The organism is Streptosporangium fragile (genome assembly GCF_039534445.1).
Taxonomy (GTDB): Bacteria; Actinomycetota; Actinomycetes; order Streptosporangiales; family Streptosporangiaceae; genus Streptosporangium; species Streptosporangium fragile.
Window position 1 is genome coordinate 50,815 of sequence record NZ_BAAAVI010000043.1, and the last position, 20,201, is coordinate 71,015.

Sequence of the window (20,201 nt, forward strand, 5' to 3'; positions counted from 1 at the left end):
ACTGACCGTCGAGCGCGGCAGGCCTCCGGCGCCGTCCGGGGCCTGCCGCCGCTGCGGACGGTGACGGGTTCCCGACGTTGTCTCGTCGAGGTGCCGGCTTTCGGAGGCATTCCCGGGATTCCCTGACGGGCGTGGCCCCGGCGGCCTCCGTCAAGGCATATCTCCATGTATATTAGATTCACATGTAGGCATATATGGGGGGTGGCCGGTGAGCCGGACGATGATCGATCTGGATGACGACCTGGTGGCTGAGGTGGCTAAGGCGCTCGGGACCGGGACGAAGAAGGAGACGGTCAACACCGCTCTGCGTGAAGTGCTGGAGAACCGGCGTCGGGCGTTGGCGCTGGCTCGGCTGCGCGGTGCCGCCGCCGAAGGCGCCTTTGACCTGGAGATCTTCGAGGAGAAGAGGAATTACCGGCGGTGAGCGCCGCGCAGTTCCTCATAGACACCAGCGCATTGGCTCGGCTCATGCGGGCCGAGGCCGAGACATATGGCTGGGATCAGGCTGTTGCGGCAGGGCTGGTCGCCGTGTGCCCCATCATCGAGCTGGAGTATTTCTACAGTGCCCGGTCGCAGGCGGACCGCGAGCAGGGGATCGAGGACATGCGTCAACTGTTCGGATGGGTGCCTGTCGATGATCGTGCGTACGACCGGGCATGGCAGGTCCAGGGCATGCTTACGGCGCATGGGCGCCATCGCGGCGCTGGGCCGGTGGATCTGGTGGTGGCGGCGACGGCGGAGCTGCGAGGGCTGACGTTGCTGCATCGTGATCGTGATTTTGAGTGCATCGCCGCGGTCACCGGTCAGGCGCTCCATTGGTATGGCCCGGAGGGCGGGAAATAACGGCCGGGCGTCCAGCCGGATCGCTCGGGTGACTGCTTTCTTCCGTTCCGCGCCGGGTCACCGTATGGGATCCTCGATTCCCGGAATGATTCCTGTGATCTTGAAAGCTCTCCGTGTAAGTCCTCGCGAGCGAGCATTGACCTCATGACGAAGGTGATGACGGCATGGACGCGGACCTGAGCACGGCAGTCTGGCGCCGGGCCTCCTTGGGTGACGACACCGGCGGTGACTGCGTGGAGGTGGCCGTGGTCGACGCCCCGGAGGAGGGGCACAAGGCCGGTGCCGGCCCCCTCTACGTGCTGCGCGACTCCAGGAACCCCGACGGTCCCAAGCTGTTCTTCACCCGGTCGGAGTGGGACGCCTTCGTCGGCGGGGTGAAGCTCGGCGAGTTCGACGACTGACCGTCGAGCGCGGCAGGCCTCCGGCGCCGTCCGGGGCCTGCCGCCGCTGCGAGTGGTGACGGGTATCCGGTCCCGTGTCCGCGACCCCGGACGAGGATGTCGTCATCGCGCGAACGGGTGTGCGAATCACTCAGGTTGTCAGGATGACACGATCTACGTCGCGGCCGGGCTCGGCCGCCCGCGTGAGGCGATGGCGGCTCGCGTCGCGAAGGGCGAGCTGCCCGGCATGGTGACCCTCGTCGCCCGCGGCGACGACGTGCACGTCGACACGATCGGGGTGACGGCGTACACCGGGGACGATCCCTCGGTTGCGGGGAGCTCGGCGGGCGAGCCGTCACGAGACGTGCCGGGCCGCCCGCCGGAGGGTGCGCGGGGGCGAGGAGAAGGAGACGAGGCGGGCTCGGCGGAGCCTCAGGGGCGGCCGAGGGCGCGGTAGTGCCAGCCCGCCGCGCGCCAGGTCTCGGCGTCGAGGGCGTTGCGGCCATCGACGATCTTGCGGGAGGCCACCACGGAGCCCAGCTCCTCGGGGTCGAGGGAGATGAACTCCTGCCACTCGGTCAGCAACAGCACCACGTGGGCGTCCCGGGCCGCCTCCAGGGCCGAGGCACCGTAGGAGAGCTCGGGGTGGGCCCGGCGGGCGTTCTCCTGGGCGACGGGGTCGTAGACGGTGACCGTGCCGCCCTGCTGGCTGATCTTGACGGCGACGTCGAGCGCGGGGGAGTCGCGGATGTCGTCGGAGTTGGGCTTGAACGCGGCGCCGAGCACGGTGACCGTGCACCCCCGGAAGGAGCCGCCGGCCAGTTCGCGGGCCAGGTCGACCATCCGCGCCCGGCGGCGCATGTTGATCGCGTCGACCTCGCGGAGGAAGGTCAGCGCCTGGTCGGCGCCCAGCTCGCCGGCGCGGGCCATGAAGGCGCGGATGTCCTTGGGCAGGCAGCCGCCGCCGAAGCCCAGGCCCGGGTTGAGGAACTTGCCGCCGATGCGGTCGTCGAAGGAGAGCGCCAGGGACAGCTGCTTGACGTCGGCGTGGGTGGCCTCGCAGACCTCGGCCATCGCGTTGATGAAGGAGATCTTCGTGGCGAGGAACGCGTTGGCGGCGACCTTGACCAGCTCGGCCGTCGGGTAGTCGGTGACCACCACCGGGACGCCCGCCTCGATCATGGGGGTGTACACCTCGCGCAGGATCTTCTCGGCCCGGTCGGAGGCGACGCCGAGCACGATCCGGTCGGGCTGCAGGGTGTCCTGGACCGCGAAGCCCTCGCGGAGGAACTCGGGATTCCACGCCAGCTCGGCGCCCGCCCCGATGGGGGAGAGCCGGGCGAGCTTGTCGGCCAGCCGCTGGGCGGTGCCCGCCGGGACGGTGGACTTCCCGACGACCAGGCACTCCCGCCGCAGGTGGGGGGCCAGCGCCTCGACCGCGGCGTCCAGGTAGGACACGTCCGCCGCGTACTCGCCGGGTTTCTGGGGGGTGCCGAGGCACAGGAAGTGCACATCGCCGAACTCCGCGGCCTCCTCGTAGGAGGTGGTGAAGCGCAGCCGACCGTTGTCGAGGTTGCGCCGCAGGACCTCCTCCAGGCCCGGTTCGTAGATGGGCAGGTCACCGGTCTGCAGACGGCCGATCTTCTCCGCGTCCACATCGAGCCCGAGGACCTCGAAGCCCAGCTCGGCCATGCATGCGGACGTCGTCGCACCGAGGTATCCGGTTCCCACCATGGTGAGGCGGTAGGCCACAGGTGCTCCTTTCGGTACTGCCCGTTTCTTTGCCGTCAGAGTACCGGCATTCGACTCTTCCACTGTGCCACCTGCATAAACGGCGACGGCACATATCACATGGGGTGGAGCGGTCCATACTTTGTTGGACGTCCTAGTATTTGCCCATGAGCTTCCCTCTCTATGCGCTGCCGGAAGAGCACCAGATGCTCCGCGAGACGGTCCGCGCCCTTGCCGATGAGAAAATCGCCCCTCGCGCCGCCGAAGCGGACGAGACGGGGGAGTTCCCCGCCGACGTCTACAAGGCGCTGGTCGCGGCCGACCTGCACGCCGTGCACATTCCCGAGGAGTACGGCGGGGCGGGCGCCGACGCGCTCGCGACCGTCATCGTCATCGAGGAGGTGGCGCGGGCCTGCGCCTCGTCCTCGCTGATCCCCGCCGTCAACAAGCTCGGCACCGTCCCGCTGCTGCTGGCCGCGTCCGAGGAACTCAAGCAGCGTTACCTCCCGCCGGTGGCCCGGGGTGACGCGATGTTCTCCTACGCCCTGTCGGAGGCGGAGGCGGGCAGCGACGCCGCCGCGATGAAGACCCGGGCCGTGGCCGACGGCGACCACTACGTGCTCAACGGCGCCAAGATGTGGATCACCAACGCCGGGGTGTCGGAGTACTACACGGTGATGGCCGTCACCGAACCGGGCGTCGGCGCCCGCGGCATCTCCGCGTTCGTCGTGGAGAAGGGCGACGAGGGCGTCAGTTTCGGTCCCAAGGAGCGCAAGCTGGGCATCAAGGGCTCCCCGACCCGCCAGGTCATCCTGGACGATGTGCGGATCCCCGCCTCCCGGATGATCGGCGAGCCCGGCACGGGCTTCAAGACCGCCCTGGCGACCCTCGACCACACCCGCATCACGATCGCCGCCCAGGCGCTCGGCATCGCCCAGGGCGCGCTCGACTACGCGGTGGGCTACGTCAAGGAGCGCAAGCAGTTCGGCAAGGCCATCGCCGACTTCCAGGGCGTCCAGTTCATGATCGCCGACATGGCCATGAAGCTGGAGGCCGCCCGGCAGCTCACCTACGCCGCCGCCGCCAAGTCGGAGCAGGTCATGCACGGCGAGCCGCAGGCCGACCTCACCTTCTTCTCCAGCGCCGCCAAGTGCGCCGCCTCCGACGCCGCGATGGAGATCACCACCGACGCCGTCCAGCTCCTCGGCGGGTACGGCTACACCCAGGACTTCCCCGTCGAGCGCATGATGCGCGACGCCAAGATCACCCAGATCTACGAGGGCACCAACCAGATCCAGCGCCTGGTCATGGCCCGGCAGCTCCTGAAGTAGGCCCTGGCCGGCGAGTCCCCGCTGCTCCGAACCCCGGTCCATAGACATCCCCGGCCCGTGGTGAGTCGGGTCCACCGCCCGTACCCCGGCAGCCGGTGGGCCCGCTCCGTGGCGAGCTTCAGCGGACATGACATCCGGATCCAGGGGACACCGGGCCTGTTCGACGCAAGCACAGCCCGCTCTGCGGCGGCCTGACCACCAAAGTGCATGTGACGCGCACGGTTGCTCCTCCGGTGGTCGGGCGTGCGCTCCTCCGGTGGTCAGGCGTGCGGGTCGTCCCCGATGACGGGGTCGGTGCGGGTGTCCACGTCCACGGCCGAGCGGGCGATGACGGCGCCGCCGCTGACCAGGGCTATGTGCAGGCGGCCGCTCGTCCAGCCGGCCGGCAGCTCGGCGCGGACGTCGGCGGGGGCGCCGAGCAGGAACGGCTTGGCCTCGATCCACGGGCCCCGCGCACCCGGGGTGCCGGGGGCCGGGCCGAACACGGGGGTCCAGGCGGTGTGCAGGTGGCCGCCGACCCGCTCCCCGCCGTGGTGTGAGACGCGGACGGGCACGGTGACCTCGCGCGTCCCGGTCAGCAGATCGCGGCCCGGCGCGACGGGGACGACGTCCAGCACCAGCGTGGTCGTGGCGTTCACGTGCGCCGGGTCCACGCCGGCCAGGTCCTTTGCCCGGCGCTCGAAGTCCAGCAGGCCCGCTGACTCGTGCTCGATGTCGTACAGCTCGGTGTAGACGTAACCGGCCAGGCGGTCGTGGCGGCGCAGCTCCTGGGTCTGCCAGCGCAGGTGCCAGGCGCGTTCCACGCTGGTGAAGCCGCCGCCGTACTCGCTGTTGAGGTTGGGCAGGCCGCGCAGCGGCTGGGCGGGCACGCCGGCCAGCTTCTTGCGCACGACGTGGTCGGGGCCGAGCCGTACCGGGAATTCGTCCTGCTCGCCGTCGAGCAGCGCGGCCACGGTCCTGCCCCAGGAGGCGGCGGACTCGTCGTAGTAGTGCCAGTCCAGCAGGTCGGTCCTGACGTGCGTCCAGCCGGAGTTGTCCACGGCGGGCCGGGTCGGGTCAAGGGCCTTGAGCAGGTCGTACGCCCGCGCCGCGGCCTGCTGCTTGGCGGGGTCGCCCGGGATGTCCCAGTCCAGGCCCCACTCCTCGTTGTACAGGCCCCAGATGACGATCGCCGGGGAGTTGCCGTCGCGCTCGACCATGGGCGCGATCTGCTCCTCGAACGCCGTCACGGACTCGGCGGAGAAGCGGCCTGTCGCGGCGGGCTCGGCCCACACCAGCATGCCGAGCACGTCGGCGTGGTGGACGAAGCGCGGGTCCTCCAGCTTGAGGTGCTTGCGGACCAGGTTGTATCCGGCCGCGGCGGCCAGTTCGAGGTCGTGGCGGAGCGCGGCGTCGTCGGGTGCGGTGATGCCGGTGCGCGGCCAGTAGCCCTGGTCGAGCACGCCGCGCACGAAGAGGCGGCGGCCATTGAGGTGCAGGTCCTCGCCGATCACCTCGATGCGGCGCAGCCCCGTGTAGGCGGCGACGTCGTCCGTGCCGTCGGCCGAGGTGAGCGTGGCGTCGACGTGGTAGAGGTGCGGGTCCTCGGGACACCAGACGCGGGGTTCGGCGACCGGGAGCACGGCGCGCACGACCCGGCCGGCGCCCGGTGAGGACTCCGCTTCCGCGTCGTCCGCGATCGCGTCTCCGCTCGCGCCGGGGGTCGGGATCTCGACGGTCGTGCCCGTCCCGCGCAGGGTCAGCCGGAGCACGGCCTGCGCCGGGCCCGCAACTCCGGCCTCGACCTCGATGGCGTCCAGCCCTTCCGACGGGCGCAGCCGCAACGCGGTCAGATGGGTGGCGGGGCGGGCCTCCAGCCAGACGCTCTGCCAGATTCCCGACGACGGGGTGAAGCACACGCCGTCGAAGTCGTCCCGCGGGATGCTGCGCTGCTTGCCGTGCGCGATCTCGCGCTTGTCCGGTGGCGCGGAGACCCGTACCACGACCTCCTGCGCGCCCTCGCGCAGCGCGTCGGTGATGTCGGCCTCGAACGGCGTGTAGCCGCCCCGGTGGGTGACCACTTCGACGTCGTTGACCCAGACGGTGGCCTCATGGTGCACGGCGCCGAAGTGCAGCACCACCCGCTGCCCGGCCCACGCCGGGGGGACGGTGACCTGGCGGCGGTACCAGGCCACCGGCAGCCAGTGGGCCTCGATGCCGGAGGCGGGGGTCTCCCAGGCGAAGGGCACGGTGATGGTCCGGTTCCAGTCCGGCTCGGTGTCGGCCCGGAAGTCCCAGTCGCCGTTCAGGCTCGTCCAGGTGTGCGACCGGTCGAAGTGGGGCCGGGGATATTCCGCACGCGGCGTCATGGTGCTCCGTTTCATGGGGTGTGCGGGTCAGCCCTTGACGCTGCCCGCGAGGATGCCGTTGATGAAGTGGCGCTGCAGCAGGACGAAGATCATCAGCAGCGGCAGGAGCGCGATGCTGCCCGCGGCGAGCAGTTCGCCCCAGACCGTCGCGAAGTCGGCGCCGATCCGGTTGCCGGTGACGTTCTGGGCCAGCGTGGCCAGCACCACCTGCAGCGTCTGGTGCGAGGTGTCGTTGACGGCGACGACCGGCCAGACGAAGTCGTTGTAGATGTTCATGGTGGTCAGCACGGCCAGCGCGGCCAGGCCGGGGCGGACCACCGGCAGGACGACCTTGGCGAAGATGCCGAACTCGCCGGCCCCGTCCACCCGCCCGGCGTCGATCAGCTCGTTCGGGATGGCGGCGATGGTCTGCCGCATCCAGAAGATGCTGAACGCGTCGACGCTGCCCGGCAGGATCAGCGCCTGGTACGTGTTCACCCAGCCCAGCGCGCTCATCTCCAGCAGCAGCGGGATGATCAGCACCAGCGTCGGCAGCATCAGCGTCAGCAGCACCACACCGAACAGCAGGTCCTTGCCGGGGAAGGTGTATTTCGCGAACGCGTAGCCGGCCAGCGGGCAGAAGAACATCGTCATCGCGCCCTTGACCATCAGCACCAGCGCCGTGTTCGCGAACCCGGTGCCGATCGGCACGTCGGCGAACATCGCCCGGTAGTTGTCCAGCGTCGGCTCGCCGAGCGCCAGCGGGCTGGCGATGATCTCGGCCGCCGGCTTGAGCGAGGAGCTGACCGCCCACCAGATCGGGTACAGGAACGCGACCGCGAGCAGCGTCAGCACCGCGTACTGGACGGGGCCCGGTCTTGTCTGGTTCATGACGCCTCGTCTCTCGGCCGCAGCAGCCTGACCGAGACCAGAGACAGGCCGAAGACCAGCAGCACCAGCAGGAACGAGTTCGCGGCACCGGTGCCCAGGTCGGAGGCGGTGATGTGGTCGTACAGGTAGAGGCCGGCGGTGGTGGTGGAGCCGTACGGACCGCCCTCGGTGACCACGAACGGCTCGGCGAACATCTGGAACACGGCCAGCGTCTGTACGACCACCAGGAACGCCATGCTGCGGCGCACCAGCGGGACGGTGATCGACCAGAACTGGCGTGGGCGCGAGGCGCCGTCGAGCGCGGCGGCCTCGTACACGCCGCCGGGTACCGCCTGCAGGCCCGCCAGCAGGATGATGATCGCGAACCCGGTGGTCTTCCACAGGAACAGCAGCGCCAGCGTCGGCTTGGACCACGCCGTGGACGTCAGCCAGCCCACGTCCGGCAGGCCCACCAGGTTGAGCAGGTGGTTGACCAGGCCGTAGTCCTGGTCGAACACCACGATCCACACCTGCGCCATGGCCACCAGCGGGGTCACGAACGGCGCGATGAACGCCACCCGGAACAGCCCGCGCAGCCGCAGCTTCGCGTTGGCCAGCAGGACCGCGCCGCCCAGCCCGGCGACGACCTGGATCGGCACGATGAGCAGCCACATGACCGCGCTGTTGCCGAGCGAGGCCCAGAAGTCCGGGCTGGCCAGCAGGTAGAGGTAGTTGTCGAGCCCCACCCAGCGGGCCTCGCCGGCGCCCCGCCAGCGCATGAAGCTGAGCTGTAGCGCATACGTCAGCGGGTAGATCCCGAACGCGGCGAACACCACGAAGAACGGGGCGATGAACAGGTACGGCGAGAGCCGGGTGGCACGCCAGAGCCGGGGGCGCGCGGGGGTCCCCTTCGAAAGACTCGTCATCACGACCGGTCGATGAGATTGCGCTGGATCTTCTGCGCGGAGTCGGCGATCACGTCGTCGGGTGACATCCTGCCCTCCATCAGGCGCTGCACGTTGTTGCCCAGGTAGTCCACCGACTGCGCCCACCACCACGGGATCGGCGCGGCGGCCGGGATGGTGGCGGCGGCGTCCACGGCGACCTTCCACAGGTCCTGGCCGCCGAGCGCCTCGATCGGCCGGAACAGCGGCTTGGCCGGGTCGAGCGCGGGCCGGTAGCTGGGGACGGAGGTGGACAGACCGCCGGGGTAGACGCTGTTGGGGCCGTACACGGCGGTGTAGCCGGGCTCGGAGAAGCACAGGAACTCGTACAGCAGCCAGGCCAGCTCGGGGTTCCTGGCCTTGGCGGGGATGACGAAGCTGCTGCCGCCCATGGCGCCGCTGCGTGCGCCGCCCGGCGTCCAGGCCGGCAGCGGCGCCGCCCGCCACTTGCCCCTGGTGGTCTTGAGCAGTTGCTGCGGCGCGAACGACCACCAGATCGCCCACGGCACGAACACCTGCTGGCCGCTTTCGAGCGTGTTGACGTCGGCCGGCTCCAGGTACGGGGCGTGGGTGACCAGGCCGTCCTTGACCGCGGTCTGGATCCAGGTGAGGATCCGCCGGTATTCGGCCGAGTCGAGCCTGAGCTTCCCCCGTGCGTCGGCGAGGCCGGTGCCCTGCTGGTTGGCCAGCATCTCCAGCCACAGCTGGCCGAGGAACGGGTTCTTGTCCAGGTGGATGGGCCTGGTCTTGGGGTCCTTCTCCTTGATCGTCCCGGCCGCGGTCAGCAGGTCGTCGTACGTGGCCAGGCTCGCCGGGTCGATCCCGGCGCTCTCCAGGACGTCCTCCCGGTACCAGAGCAGGCCGGGGTCCAGGTCCCACGGCACACCGTAGATCTTGCCCTCGACGGTGTTCACCGACAGCTTGTACGGCGACGTCCGGTCGCGGTACGGCGCGATCAGGTCGGTCAGGTCGTACAGGTGCTCCACCTGCCCGCCGATCTTGGCGTCGTCCCAGAAGCTGCCGTCCGGCACGTCCGTGCCGCTGATGAGCGTGTTGGCCAGCTTGGCGTCGATGTCCACGGCCTGGTGGTTCACCTTGACCCCGGGATACGCCTCCCGGAACTTGGCGATCGCCGCGTCGAACACCTTGAACAGGTCGCCGGACCGGTTCCAGATGGTGATCTCGCCCTTGGCCGACGCCGCCGAGGCGGTGGGCCCGGCCAGCTTGCTCGGCTGTGCACCTGCTCCGCCGGGGGCGCCGGGGGCGCAGGCGGCCAGCGCGCCGCCGGTCGCGGCGAGCGCGCCGAGGCCCAGGGTTCCCTTGAGAAATCCACGGCGGTCCATGGGCGGTTCGGACATCTCTGACTCCTCGGCCTCTGCTCACGTGAGATCTCTGCAACGATGCAGACATCATGCATATTTGTCTGCAACGATGCAAGAGAGGGTTATGATCTCCCCAAGTCCAGCACCTCGAGGTATAGGAGACGCATGGCCGGTCCAACCCTGCGCGACGTCGCCAAGCGGGCGAACGTGTCGATCCGCACGGTGTCCAACGTGGTCAATGGCTACGCGCCGGTCTCCGCCGAGCTGCGCGCCCGGGTCCAGGTCGCGCTGGACGAGCTCGACTACCGCCCCAATCTCATCGCCCGCAACCTCAAGCAGGGGCGCACCGGAATGATCGCGCTGGTCGTGCCCGAGCTGGACGTGCCGTACTTCGCCGAGCTGGCCCGCGAGGTGATCACCGCCGCCCGCGCGCACGGCTACGTGGTGATGGTCGACCAGACGGACGGCGACGGCGAGCGGGAGCGCGAGCTGCTCGGCCGCGACTCGCGGGCCACCATGTTCGACGGGCTCCTGCTCAGCCCGCTGACCGTGTCGGCGGAGGAGCTGCGGGCGCGGGGCAACCGGATCCCGATCGTGCTGCTCGGCGAGCACATCTTCAACGGCAGCTTCCACCACGTGGCCATCGACAACGTGGCGGCGGCCCGGGACGCCACCGCTCACCTGCTCGGCCTGGGCCGGCGCCGGGTGGCCGCCATCGGCGACCAGCCGTACGCGACCGGCGAGACCGCGCAGCTGCGCACCGCCGGCTACCGCCAGGCGCTCGCGCGGGCGGGACTGGAGGCGGACGAGCGCCTGATCGTGTCCACCCGGCACTTCCACCGGCGGCTCGGCGCCGAGGCCATGGAGTCGCTGCTGGCGCTCCCCGAGCCGCCCGACGCCGTGTTCTGCTACAACGACCTGCTGGCCCTCGGCGCGATGCGGACGCTGACCAGGGCGGGGCGGCGCATCCCCGACGACGTGGCCGTGGTCGGCATCGACGACATCGAGGAGGGCCAGTACAGCACGCCCAGCCTGACCACGGTCGCCCCGGACAAGGGCGAGATCGCCCGGCGGGCCGTGGACACCCTGCTGGAGTCGATCAACGGCTCGGCGGCCGCGCCCGCCGAGATCGTGGTACCCCACCGGTTGATCGTCCGGGAGAGCACGGCGGGCGAGTAGGCGTCCGCCCGGTCCGGTGGCGCTCTGTCATCACCGGTGGGCGGGCGCGCCGCCGGCCGCCCGGGCGCGTGCCTCCGCCGACCGCGTCCACCGGTCGTGGCGGGCTACGACGTCGTCCGGTGGGTCGCCGCCGGGCACGCGGATCCGATCGGCACGCGGGCCGCCGGGCCCGTGGGTCCGCGCGTGAGGCGCCGGGTTCGCGGGTCGGCGCGCGGACCACCGGGGCGTGGTCCGCGCGGAGTCAGCGGTCGGTACCGGGGGAGCCGGAGCGGAGGGCCGGTCCCGTGGCCGTGCGGCCGGTGGTCGGGGTTCCCACGGCTCCGGGGCGGGAGACCATGGTGAAGGTCCCGTCGAGGTTGGTGAGCTTGAGCAGCCTCAGGACGGCGGGCGTCGCCCCGGCCAGGAGCAGCGGCCTGTCGTGCTCGCGCGCGTACCGTTTGAGGGCGATCAGCGAGCTCAGGCCGCAGGCGTCGATGAAGGTGACGCCGGAGAGGTCGACGATGACCGTGCCGCCGTCGACGTCGATGGCGTGTCTGGTGTAGGCGGCCAGCTCCGGGCGGGTGGCCAGGTCGAGCTCACCGGTCACCGTGATGACCACGGAGCCGTTCGCGCGCTCGCTCGCGAGGTGCAGTGCGTTCATCGCCCACTTCCCTGCAGGCATCACGTGAGGATACGGGCCCGGCCGGGGAGTGTCGCTCGGACGCGCCCGGCCCTGGTTCGCCGCCTCCCCGGCCGCACACCGGCACGGAGGACGTCGGTCCACCTGAAGCCACGATACTCCCCAATAGCGCGAATTATCGCTTTCTGTGATCGCGCAGCTTCGAAGCGAAGCGTAGATCTCATACCGGAAATGTGCCAGCCATTCACGGAAAAGATTCGGGTTCGGGTTCGGCATCATCTCTCCGGTCAACCGGAAAGTTCTCTTCGGTTGACCGGAAATGGGAAATGTGGAGAGTTGAGAAGGACGTCGGGTATCGGCGCATGGTGGATGCCCGCCGAGGTGAAGAATGAGAGGTCCGGGGCGGCCGGAGGGCCGGACCGGGGTCCGGTTCGGGTGGGTGGTCGGTTGAGCCGGGCGGGTGGGACGTGCCGGTCGGTCTGAGCGGGGCGGGTGGGTCGAGTCGGCCGGGCGGGTTGGGTGAGGCAGGTGGAATGTGCCGGCCGGGTCCGGGCAGCCGGACGGGCCGGGTGAGCCGGGCGGGTCGGGTCGGGTCGGATGGCTGGTCGAGCGACTCGGTGTCGGTGGGTGGATCAGCCGGATGAGTGGCTCAGGGTGAACATGTCGAGGGCTTCGCGCAGGCTGCCGCGTGTTTCGAAGTGCCGGTCGAGATTGGTGATGGTCAGCAGGTGGGTGATCATTCCGGGGCCCACCACCAGGACGAGGCGGCCGCGTGTCTCCCTCATCCTGGTGAGCGTGCCCACCAGGATGCCCAGGCCGACCGAGTCGCAGAACGGCACCTCGGTCAGGTCCATCACCATGCACGGACCGCCCCGGCCGTCGAGGGCCCGGTCGATCTCCGCGCGCAGCCGGGGCGCGACCGCCATGTCCAGCTCGCCCACGACCCGCACCACCACGCACGGGCCGTGGTGCCACGTCTGAACGTCGAACGTCGAAATCACGATCATCACCTCCGTGCGCTCTTAACTGCCCTGACGGAAGATTGTTATGCGCACTTTTTAGGGAGATGTCCGTCTTACTTGATGGTTACTTCTTGCAGATGTTCTGTGTCGCGGTACGTGCCGTCGGGGTGGCCGACGGAGTGGCGCTCGGCGAGGCCGCCGCGGCGTCCTTCACGGTGACCTTCTTCGCCCCCGCGTACTTGCTGCCGACGATCACCTCGATGCCGTCGCCGACGCTGTCGACCAGCCGCAGCTCCGCGCCGGGCAGCGCCGCGGCGACCGTGCGGGCCGAGTCTTCGCGGCCGGGGCCGTACCGGATGACGGTCTTGTCGAAGTCCTTCTTCGAGGTGTTGCCGGGGGCGTCGGGCACCATGAACCCGATCTTCTGCAGGTCCGCCCTGGTCCGCGCGCCGAGGCCGGTGATCGTGGTGCCGTTGAGCACCTTGACGGCGATCCGCGCGGGCGGCACGGTCAGGGCGGGGGCCGACGGCGAGGCCGTCGGGCTGGGCTTCGGCGAGGGCGCGGCGGGCTTGGTGAGCTCCTCGTCGGCGGCGATCCGGCGGAACAGCTCGGCCGCCGCCTTCTTGTCCCAGAGCACCGCGGACTCGCCGGTCGGCGTCTTGTGGTCGACGTCGGCGAGCGGGACCGTGGCGAAGGTCACGTCGTCGGTGGAGACGTCCTTGAGCTGATCGGCGAGGCCGAGCAGGTCCTTGCGGAGCGCGTCGTCCACCCGGATCGTGCCGAGGGTCGTGTTGACGAACGAGAGGAACTTGGCCGGGTCGGTGAGCGTGTCGCCGCTGAGGGCCTGGTTCAGCAGGGCGGAGATCACCTGCTGCTGGCGGTCGATGCGGTCGAGGTCGGAGCGGGCGGTGGCGCGGGTCCGGGCGTAGGCGAGGGCCTTGACCCCGTCGAGGGAGTACGTGCCGGGCTGCAGGTAGAGCGCGGTCTTCGGATCGTTGATCGGGACCGGGGTGCAGACCGAGATGCCGCCGAGCGCGTCGACCACCTGGACGAAGCCAAGCACGTTGACCTCGATGTAGTGGTTGATGGTCAGCCCGGTGGCGTTCTGCACGGTGCGCACGGCGAGCTTCGGCCCGTCCTTCGGCCCGCCGAGCTGGTACGCGGCGTTGATCTTGTGTTCGCCCTTGCCGGGGATCGTCGTCCAGGTGTCGCGGGGGAGGCTGACCACGGTGACCTTGCGGTGGTCCTCCGACAGGTGGATCACCATCATGGTGTCGGTGCGCTGGCCGCTCTCGCGGCCCAGCTTGAGCTGGTTCTGCTGCGCGCGCGTGAGGTTGTCGCGCCGGTCGACGCCGACCAGGAGGATGTTCATCGCGCCGGTGGACCGCGCCTCGGGAACCCCCGCTTCGATCGGCAGGATCCTGCTCGTCGCGTACGTCGTCACCCCCCACGTGACCCCGGAGCCGCCGAGGACGAGGCACGAGAGCAGACCGGAGACGACGAGCCCGCGCCGCCGCGAGCGGGCACCCCGGGCGGAGCGGCGTTCGCGCCTCGGGGTGACCCGGACGCTCCCGTAGGCGTCGCCGCCCACGTGTACACCCGAGTCCTCCTCTTCCCGGTCGCGCATGCGTGGCCCCCCTAGGCTCCGGCTAGGTCGATGAGGTACCCGTTCGTACAGTAGCGTGAGCCCCGCCATGAAGCAGTTCCCCGACTCGCCCGCGCCGGCGTCGTCTCCCGAGACACGCGTCTGGCCCCCCATCTCCGTCGTCATCCCGGTGCTGAACGAGGAGCGCCACCTGAGGGAAGCTGTACGGCAGGTGCTGTCGCAGCGGTACGCAGGACCGATCGAGGTCGTGCTCGCGATCGGCCCCTCCCGCGACCGCACCCAGGAGGTCGCCGACGCGATCGCCGCCGAGGACCCCCGCGTGATCGTCGTCCCCAACCCGACCGGACGCACCCCCAACGCGCTCAACGCCGCCATCGCCGCCTCCCGGAACGGGATCGTCGCCCGGGTGGACGGCCACGCCATGCTCCCCGAGGACTACCTCCAGGTCGCGGTGGAGACCCTGGAGGAGACCGGCGCCGACAACGTGGGCGGCGTCATGGCCGCCGAGGGCGTCACGCCGTTCGAGCAGGCGGTGGCCCGCGCCATGACCTCCAAGATCGGTGTCGGCGGCGCCCGGTTCCACACCGGCGGCACCGCCGGTCCGGCCGACACCGTCTACCTCGGCGTGTTCCGCCGCGAGGCGCTGGAGCGGGTCGGCGGCTACGACGAGCACTTCCTGCGCGCCCAGGACTGGGAGATGAACCACCGCATCCGCCAGACGGGCGGCCTGGTGTGGTTCCAGCCCCGCATGCGCGTCTCCTACCGGCCGAGGCCGACCATCGGGGCCCTGGCCAAGCAGTACTTCCACTACGGCCGCTGGCGCAGGGTGGTCGCCCGCACCCACGAGGGCACGATCAACCTGCGCTACCTCGCCCCGCCCGCGGCCGTGCTGGCCATCCTCGCGGGCCTGGCCGTCTCGCCGTTCTTCTGGCCGGGCCTGCTGGTCCCCGGCGCCTACCTGGCGGCGATCCTGGCCGGGTCCGCGGTGACCGGCAGCGGCCTTCCCCCGGCCGCGCTCGTCCGGCTCCCGGTGGTCTACATGACCATGCACATGTCGTGGGGCTGGGGCTTCCTGACGAGCCCGAAGAAGCTCGCCAAGCCCGGGATGACGACCGCCTGACCCGGACGCCCGGCCTCCGGCCCGATCCCCGACCCCTGCCCCCTGCCCGGCGGCGCCTCCCGGCGCGGCCGGGTCAGCCCGTGGGCCGGCGCACGCCGACCACCTGGCCCGTGACGTCCGAGACCAGCACGTCCAGCACGGTCCGGGCAAGGGCCTCGGGCGGCGCCGAAATGCCGGACGGCGCCGAATCGCCGGACCGGGCAGGGGCGCCGGACGGCGCCGGGATCGCGGCCGGATCCGGGTCGACGCAGTTGACCCGCACGCCGTACGCCGCCCACTCGCTCCCCAGAGCCCGGGCGAGGGCGGTCACGGCGGCCCTGGCCGACGCGTGCAGGCCGTGGCCGGCCCGGCCGGCCGGGCCGGCGGAGGGGGCGCAGAACAGCAGGTGGCCCCCGGTCTCGCGGAGGTGGGGCAGGGCGGCCCTGGCGACGGTGACGGGGCCCAGATGGCTCGCGCCGACGGACTCGGCGACCACGGCGTCGTCCAGCGACCCCAGGTCGCCCGGCGGGGCGTCCACCATGCCCACCACGTAGTCGATCCGGCCCGTCTCCTTGACCGCCCGCGCGAGCGCGTCGCCCACCGCCCGGGGATCCTGCACGCGCACCCCGTCCGGTGAGCGGGGGAAGGCGAACACCTCGGCCCCGTGGCGCCGGGCCGGGTCCGCCGGCCCGGTACCGGCGTCGCCGCCGAAGACCACCAGGGTCCTGCCCGCCACGGCCGCGCGCAGGGCGGCGGGAGAGGCCGGGGGGACGTCGGCCGCGGCGAGCCGGAGGAGCTGGTCGGCGATGAAGAGGTCCGTCGGGTGGGTGACCTTCATGTTGCGCTCGCTGCCCGGCACGACGTGGATCGGCACGTCGGGCAGGTAACGCAGCACCACGCCGCAGTCGTCGGTGGGCGGCCGGTCGGCGAAGCCGGGGTCGGCGAAGGCGCGCTCGTACGCCTCCCGGATCACCGAGAGCCGGAAGCACTGCGGGGTCTGCACGCGTCGCAGGCCGGCGCGGTCGGGAACGTCCAGGACGGTCTCCCCGTGCGGCCCGTTCGCGACCAGCACCAGCGTGTCGGAGCTGGGGATCGCGACGTCGACCGCCGCGTGGTCCCGGAGCGCCGCCACGCAGTCGGTGATGATCCGGGGCTCGGCCAGCGGGCGTACGGCGTCGTGGAGCAGCACGTCGCACTCCCGTGGCCCCAGGGCCTGCAGCGCCCGCCAGGTGGTCTCCGGGCGGCTGGCTCCGCCCTCCAGGATCCCGACGACCTTCCGGTAGCCGTTGCGCTCGACGAGCCGCGCCACCTCCCCGGTGAACCCCGGCGTCATCAGCACGAGGATCTCGTCGATCTCCGGCGCGCCGTTGAACAGGGCGAGCGTGTGCTCCAGGATCGTCTTGCCGCCTATCTCCAGGAGCTGCTTAGGAGTGTTCAGGCCAACGCGCCGGCCCACGCCGCCGGCCAGGATGACTGCGACGGTTCGCAGACGCGATTCAAGATCGGCCAAGGTCGGTTTCCTTCGACAGTTCGGATATGGCGAGCGTAATGGGTGCGTACTTGAGCGTCCGGCGCGCTCCCGTGCTATCCCGTCAAGATCTCGCTACGCTGAGTGCGCACTCCCCGGTTCGCACGGTGACCCCGTCGGATACGAAGGAGCCCACGTTGCCTGACCCTCACGCCACCACCCCGTCCGCCGCCTCCGGGACGGCCGTCGTCGTGCTGGCCACCACCGAGGCGTCCGGCCTGCGCTGCGCCGAGGGGACGCTCCCCGACAGGCTGACCGGCCAGCTGGTCACCCTGCCCGTCCGGGACGTGCACGTGGTCACCCGGGCCGTGGACATCATCCACGCCCCCGGCGGCACCCACATGATAGGGGCCGAAGGGTCCCGCGGGCTCGCCGACGACCTGCGCCGGGTCGCGCGGGCGGCCCGCGCGTCCACCGGCCCGGTCGCGGTGGTCGCGGGTGACCTGGTGGCCCACACCGAGGCGCTGGCCGTGCTCTTCGCCCACCCCGCGCGTGACACCGCCGCGCTGGTGAGCACCGGGGACGACCCCGGGCCGCCGGGCCCGCCGGTCCGGGTGGAGGGCGGGAAGGTGGTGGCCGCCGCGACCTCCTTCCACGAGGCCGAGGAGGCCAACGGCACCTTCCGGGGCGCGTTCCAGGTCGGCGCGGACGACCGCGTGGGCTTCGCCGAGACCGCCGAGGCGCTCGCCGACCTGGTCGAGGCCGGCAGGTTCGGCCCGATGGACGGCGGCGAGGCCGCCGACCTGCTCCTGGTCGGCCTGATCCGCTCCGGCGCCCAGGTCAGGGCGGCCCGGCTCGGGCCGCTCCACGCCGTGCGGGTGACCGGGCAGGCGGAGGCCGACGCCGCCGTGTCGCGGCTGGCCCAGGTGGACGAGGCCGCCGCCCGGCTGGACGCCGCGGTCAAGACGAACGACGGCTTCTTCGCCACCTACGGGGTCAGCTCCTGGTCCAGGTACCTGGTGAAGCCGGCCGCCCGGCTGCGCCTGACGCCGAACGCGGTCACCGGCATATCCGTCGGGCTGGCCGCGCTCGCCGCCGTCTGGTTCTCCGCGGGTACCCGGCCGGCCCTGATCGCCGGGGCGGTCCTGCTCTACCTGTCGTTCGTGCTCGACTGCGTCGACGGCCAGCTCGCCCGCTACACGCGTGCCTTCTCCCCGCTGGGGGCGTGGCTGGACGCCACCTTCGACAGGGTCAAGGAGTACGCCGTCTACGTGGGGCTCGCCTTCGGTTACACGGCGGGGCTGGAGAGCACCGGGGGCGGCCCGGACGGGATCTGGGCGCTGGCGGTGGCCGCGATGATCCTGCAGGTCCTCCGGCACATGATCGACTTCTCGTACGCGGGGGCCCGCGCCGACGCGGGCCGGGTGGGGGCGGCCTGGGCCAGGACCGCCGGTTCGCTGACCGCCCGCGTCGACGAGGCCAGGCGTCTGGTGCCGCTCCACGCCCCGGAGCCGTCCGACGCGGGCCGATCGGGCCGGCCGGGGCCCGGGGGGAGGCCCGCGCCGGGCGGGCCGGCCTCGGGCACGGGACCGGCCGCGGAGACCGGGACGGGGGCCGGCCCGGGTCCGGCGCCGGAGAGCGGTGCGGGCCCGGCGCCGGAGACGGCGGTGACGGCCGGTGCGGGGCTCGCGCCGGAGGCCGGGGTGGCGGTCGGCGTGGCCGCCCAGGGGGGCATCGGCTCCGAGGGGGCGGGCGCCGTGGCGACCCCGCGTGCCCCGAGGAGGACGGCCGGGGACCCGGAGGGCGGCAACGCGGTCGTACGGCTCTCGCGGAGCCTGGAGGGGATCTCCGTCACCCGCTGGCTCAAAAAGATCATCGTGCTGCCCATCGGGGAGCGGATGGCCCTGATCGCGGTGACCGCCGCGGTCTTCAACGCGCGGGTGACCTTCATCGCCCTGCTGGTCTGGGGCGGCGTCGCCGCGCTCTACACCCTCACCGGCCGGGTGGGCAGGTCGCTGAGCCGGTGACGCCGGCGGGAAGGCAGATGCGATCATGACGACCGTGCACATGACGCCGGTGCCGCGCAGCGCCGTGGTCGCCTACCGCGACGACGGCGTGCTGTCGCGGGCGATGGGCGCGCTGGTGGCCGGGCAGCTCCCGCCGCTGCCGCCCGCGGTCGTCGGGATGTTCGTGACCGGGGTGCTGCTGCTGGTCGGTGTGGCCGGGACGGACGGCCTGGCGGTGTTCGCCCCGGTGGTGGCGCTGCTGCTGGCCGGTCCGGGCAGCTCCCACCCGCACGACGGCCGGCTCGACTGGCTGGTCCCGCCGATCCTGCGCCTGACCGAGTACGGGTTCGTGGCCTCGGTGGGGTTCGCGCACGACGTGCCGCCGCTGCTCATCGTCATGCTGCTCGGCGCGATGGCCTTCCACCACTACGACGTCGTCTACCGTCTGCGGCAGCGGATCTACCCGCCGCCCTGGCTGGCCACCGCCGGTCTGGGCTGGGACGGGCGGATGTTCCTGGTCGCCCTGGGCGGCCTGGCCGGGCAGGTCACGCTGATGTTCGTCCTGCTCTCGCTCTACCTGTGGAGCCTGTTCGCCTGGGAGAGCGTCACCTGCTGGCTGGCCGCTCCGCGTCTGGGGGTGGACGCGGCCGATATGGGCGCTCACGATTAGGAACGCCCGGCAAACCCTCGATTACACGATCAGGGCCCGAAGGCAACTAACCTTTGGGGCCAGGAGTGCCCGCCGGGGGGCTCTCAAGTGGATGAGGAGTGCACGTTGCTGGGAATGGTGCTGGCCGCCGGGGCCGGACGACGCCTGCGGCCGTACACGGACACGCTGCCCAAGGCGCTCGTTCCGGTCGACGGCGACACCACGATCATGGACATCTCGCTGCGCAACCTCGCGGCGGCCGATCTCCGTGACGTGGTGGTCATCGTCGGCTACCAGGCGCAGGCCGTGCACGAGCGCAAGGCCGAGCTGGAGCGGCGGCACGGCGTCACGCTCACCCTCGTGCACAACGACAAGGCCGAGGAGTGGAACAACGCCTACTCCCTGTGGTGCGCCCGCGACTACTTCGACCAGGGTGTGCTGCTGGTCAACGGCGACACGGTGCACCCCGTCTCGGTGGAGCAGACCCTGCTGTCCGCCCCGGCGACCAGCGACATCCTCCTCGCGGTCGACGACGTCAAGAAGCTCGCCGACGAGGAGATGAAGGTCACCCTCGACGGCGACGGCCACCTGAAGCTGATCACCAAGCTGATGGACCCGGCGGACGCCGCCGGCGAGTACATCGGCGCGACCCTCATCCGCCCCGGCGTCGGCGCGCGCCTCGCCGACGCGCTCCAGGCCACCTTCGAGCGCGACCCGCAGCTGTACTACGAGGACGGCTACCAGGAGCTGGTGGCCCGCGGCGAGAAGATCGCGATCGCCCCCATCGGTGACGTCGCGTGGGTCGAGGTCGACAACCACGACGACCTCGCGAAGGCGCGGGAGATCGCGTGCCGATACTAGCCAG

The 20,201-nt window shown here is 71.4% G+C and carries 19 protein-coding genes; 10 read left to right on the forward strand and 9 right to left on the reverse strand.

Annotated elements, in window-relative coordinates; genetic code table 11:
• The first annotated feature begins 220 nt into the window (after positions 1 to 220).
• The 4 genes from ABD841_RS25940 to ABD841_RS25955 all read left to right on the forward strand — a co-directional run bounded on the left by ABD841_RS25940 (position 221) and on the right by ABD841_RS25955 (position 1,680).
• Complete coding sequence (locus tag ABD841_RS25940; RefSeq protein ID WP_344977067.1) at positions 221 to 424, forward strand: type II toxin-antitoxin system VapB family antitoxin; 204 nt, start codon at positions 221 to 223, stop codon at positions 422 to 424.
• Positions 421 to 843 carry a PIN domain nuclease gene (locus ABD841_RS25945; protein ID WP_344977070.1) on the forward strand — a complete coding sequence of 141 codons (423 nt, stop codon included), beginning with the start codon at positions 421 to 423 and terminating at the stop codon, positions 841 to 843. The genes ABD841_RS25940 and ABD841_RS25945 overlap by 4 nt, the downstream gene beginning before the upstream one ends.
• 164 nt (positions 844 to 1,007) lie before the next feature.
• Entirely contained in the window at positions 1,008 to 1,244 is a 237-nt protein-coding gene (locus ABD841_RS25950; protein ID WP_344977073.1) for a DUF397 domain-containing protein, read from the forward strand.
• A gap of 190 nt (positions 1,245 to 1,434) precedes the next feature.
• Positions 1,435 to 1,680, forward strand: a complete 246-nt coding sequence (locus tag ABD841_RS25955) for a hypothetical protein (RefSeq protein WP_344977076.1) — start codon at positions 1,435 to 1,437, stop codon at positions 1,678 to 1,680.
• Here the strand turns inward: ABD841_RS25955 and ABD841_RS25960 are convergent.
• Positions 1,656 to 2,957, reverse strand: coding sequence for a UDP-glucose dehydrogenase family protein (locus ABD841_RS25960; protein WP_344977141.1), 1,302 nt, complete (start codon positions 2,955 to 2,957; stop codon positions 1,656 to 1,658). The genes ABD841_RS25955 and ABD841_RS25960 overlap by 25 nt on opposite strands.
• A gap of 164 nt (positions 2,958 to 3,121) precedes the next feature.
• Between ABD841_RS25960 and ABD841_RS25965 the strand changes: the two genes are divergently transcribed.
• Positions 3,122 to 4,285 carry an acyl-CoA dehydrogenase family protein gene (locus ABD841_RS25965; protein ID WP_344977079.1) on the forward strand — a complete coding sequence of 388 codons (1,164 nt, stop codon included), beginning with the start codon at positions 3,122 to 3,124 and terminating at the stop codon, positions 4,283 to 4,285.
• Between the two features lie 260 nt (positions 4,286 to 4,545).
• On the opposite strand, the gene ABD841_RS25970 is transcribed toward ABD841_RS25965, so the two are convergent.
• The 4 genes from ABD841_RS25970 to ABD841_RS25985 are packed head-to-tail and all read right to left on the reverse strand — an operon-like array spanning position 4,546 to position 9,784.
• Complete coding sequence (locus tag ABD841_RS25970) at positions 4,546 to 6,633, reverse strand: glycoside hydrolase family 2 protein (RefSeq protein WP_344977082.1); 2,088 nt, start codon at positions 6,631 to 6,633, stop codon at positions 4,546 to 4,548.
• 27 nt (positions 6,634 to 6,660) lie between these two features.
• On the reverse strand, positions 6,661 to 7,503 hold the full coding sequence (locus tag ABD841_RS25975; protein ID WP_344977085.1) for a carbohydrate ABC transporter permease: 843 nt from the start codon (positions 7,501 to 7,503) through the stop codon (positions 6,661 to 6,663).
• Positions 7,500 to 8,408, reverse strand: a complete 909-nt coding sequence (locus ABD841_RS25980; protein WP_344977089.1) for a carbohydrate ABC transporter permease — start codon at positions 8,406 to 8,408, stop codon at positions 7,500 to 7,502. Before ABD841_RS25980 ends, ABD841_RS25975 begins: the two co-directional genes overlap by 4 nt.
• Complete coding sequence (locus tag ABD841_RS25985) at positions 8,408 to 9,784, reverse strand: ABC transporter substrate-binding protein (RefSeq protein WP_344977092.1); 1,377 nt, start codon at positions 9,782 to 9,784, stop codon at positions 8,408 to 8,410. The genes ABD841_RS25980 and ABD841_RS25985 overlap by 1 nt, the downstream gene beginning before the upstream one ends.
• 129 nt (positions 9,785 to 9,913) lie before the next feature.
• Between ABD841_RS25985 and ABD841_RS25990 the strand changes: the two genes are divergently transcribed.
• Complete coding sequence (locus ABD841_RS25990; RefSeq protein WP_344977096.1) at positions 9,914 to 10,927, forward strand: LacI family DNA-binding transcriptional regulator; 1,014 nt, start codon at positions 9,914 to 9,916, stop codon at positions 10,925 to 10,927.
• 241 nt (positions 10,928 to 11,168) lie between these two features.
• Here the strand turns inward: ABD841_RS25990 and ABD841_RS25995 are convergent, their stop codons facing one another.
• From ABD841_RS25995 to ABD841_RS26005, 3 genes are all read right to left on the reverse strand, one after another.
• Positions 11,169 to 11,588: an STAS domain-containing protein gene (locus ABD841_RS25995; protein ID WP_344977099.1), complete on the reverse strand. Its 420-nt coding sequence runs from the start codon at positions 11,586 to 11,588 to the stop codon at positions 11,169 to 11,171.
• A gap of 590 nt (positions 11,589 to 12,178) precedes the next feature.
• Positions 12,179 to 12,547, reverse strand: a complete 369-nt coding sequence (locus ABD841_RS26000; protein ID WP_344977102.1) for an STAS domain-containing protein — start codon at positions 12,545 to 12,547, stop codon at positions 12,179 to 12,181.
• An 85-nt stretch (positions 12,548 to 12,632) separates the two neighbouring features.
• Positions 12,633 to 14,135 carry an LCP family protein gene (locus tag ABD841_RS26005; protein WP_344977105.1) on the reverse strand — a complete coding sequence of 501 codons (1,503 nt, stop codon included), beginning with the start codon at positions 14,133 to 14,135 and terminating at the stop codon, positions 12,633 to 12,635.
• Positions 14,136 to 14,202: 67 nt separating this feature from the next.
• Between ABD841_RS26005 and ABD841_RS26010 the strand changes: the two genes are divergently transcribed.
• The gene (locus ABD841_RS26010; protein WP_344977108.1) at positions 14,203 to 15,234 is read left to right on the forward strand and encodes a glycosyltransferase family 2 protein; all 1,032 of its coding nucleotides are present in this window, start codon (positions 14,203 to 14,205) and stop codon (positions 15,232 to 15,234) included.
• A gap of 73 nt (positions 15,235 to 15,307) precedes the next feature.
• On the opposite strand, the gene ABD841_RS26015 is transcribed toward ABD841_RS26010, so the two are convergent.
• A complete protein-coding gene (locus ABD841_RS26015) occupies positions 15,308 to 16,723 on the reverse strand; it encodes an SDR family oxidoreductase (RefSeq protein ID WP_344977110.1) in 1,416 nt (471 codons plus the stop codon).
• Positions 16,724 to 16,878: 155 nt separating this feature from the next.
• Between ABD841_RS26015 and ABD841_RS26020 the strand changes: the two genes are divergently transcribed.
• The 3 genes from ABD841_RS26020 to ABD841_RS26030 all read left to right on the forward strand — a co-directional run bounded on the left by ABD841_RS26020 (position 16,879) and on the right by ABD841_RS26030 (position 20,197).
• Positions 16,879 to 18,708, forward strand: a complete 1,830-nt coding sequence (locus ABD841_RS26020; protein ID WP_344977113.1) for a CDP-alcohol phosphatidyltransferase family protein — start codon at positions 16,879 to 16,881, stop codon at positions 18,706 to 18,708.
• 25 nt (positions 18,709 to 18,733) lie between these two features.
• On the forward strand, positions 18,734 to 19,357 hold the full coding sequence (locus ABD841_RS26025) for a DUF5941 domain-containing protein (protein ID WP_344977116.1): 624 nt from the start codon (positions 18,734 to 18,736) through the stop codon (positions 19,355 to 19,357).
• Between the two features lie 105 nt (positions 19,358 to 19,462).
• Positions 19,463 to 20,197 carry a phosphocholine cytidylyltransferase family protein gene (locus ABD841_RS26030; RefSeq protein WP_344977120.1) on the forward strand — a complete coding sequence of 245 codons (735 nt, stop codon included), beginning with the start codon at positions 19,463 to 19,465 and terminating at the stop codon, positions 20,195 to 20,197.
• Positions 20,198 to 20,201: the final 4 nt, after the last annotated feature.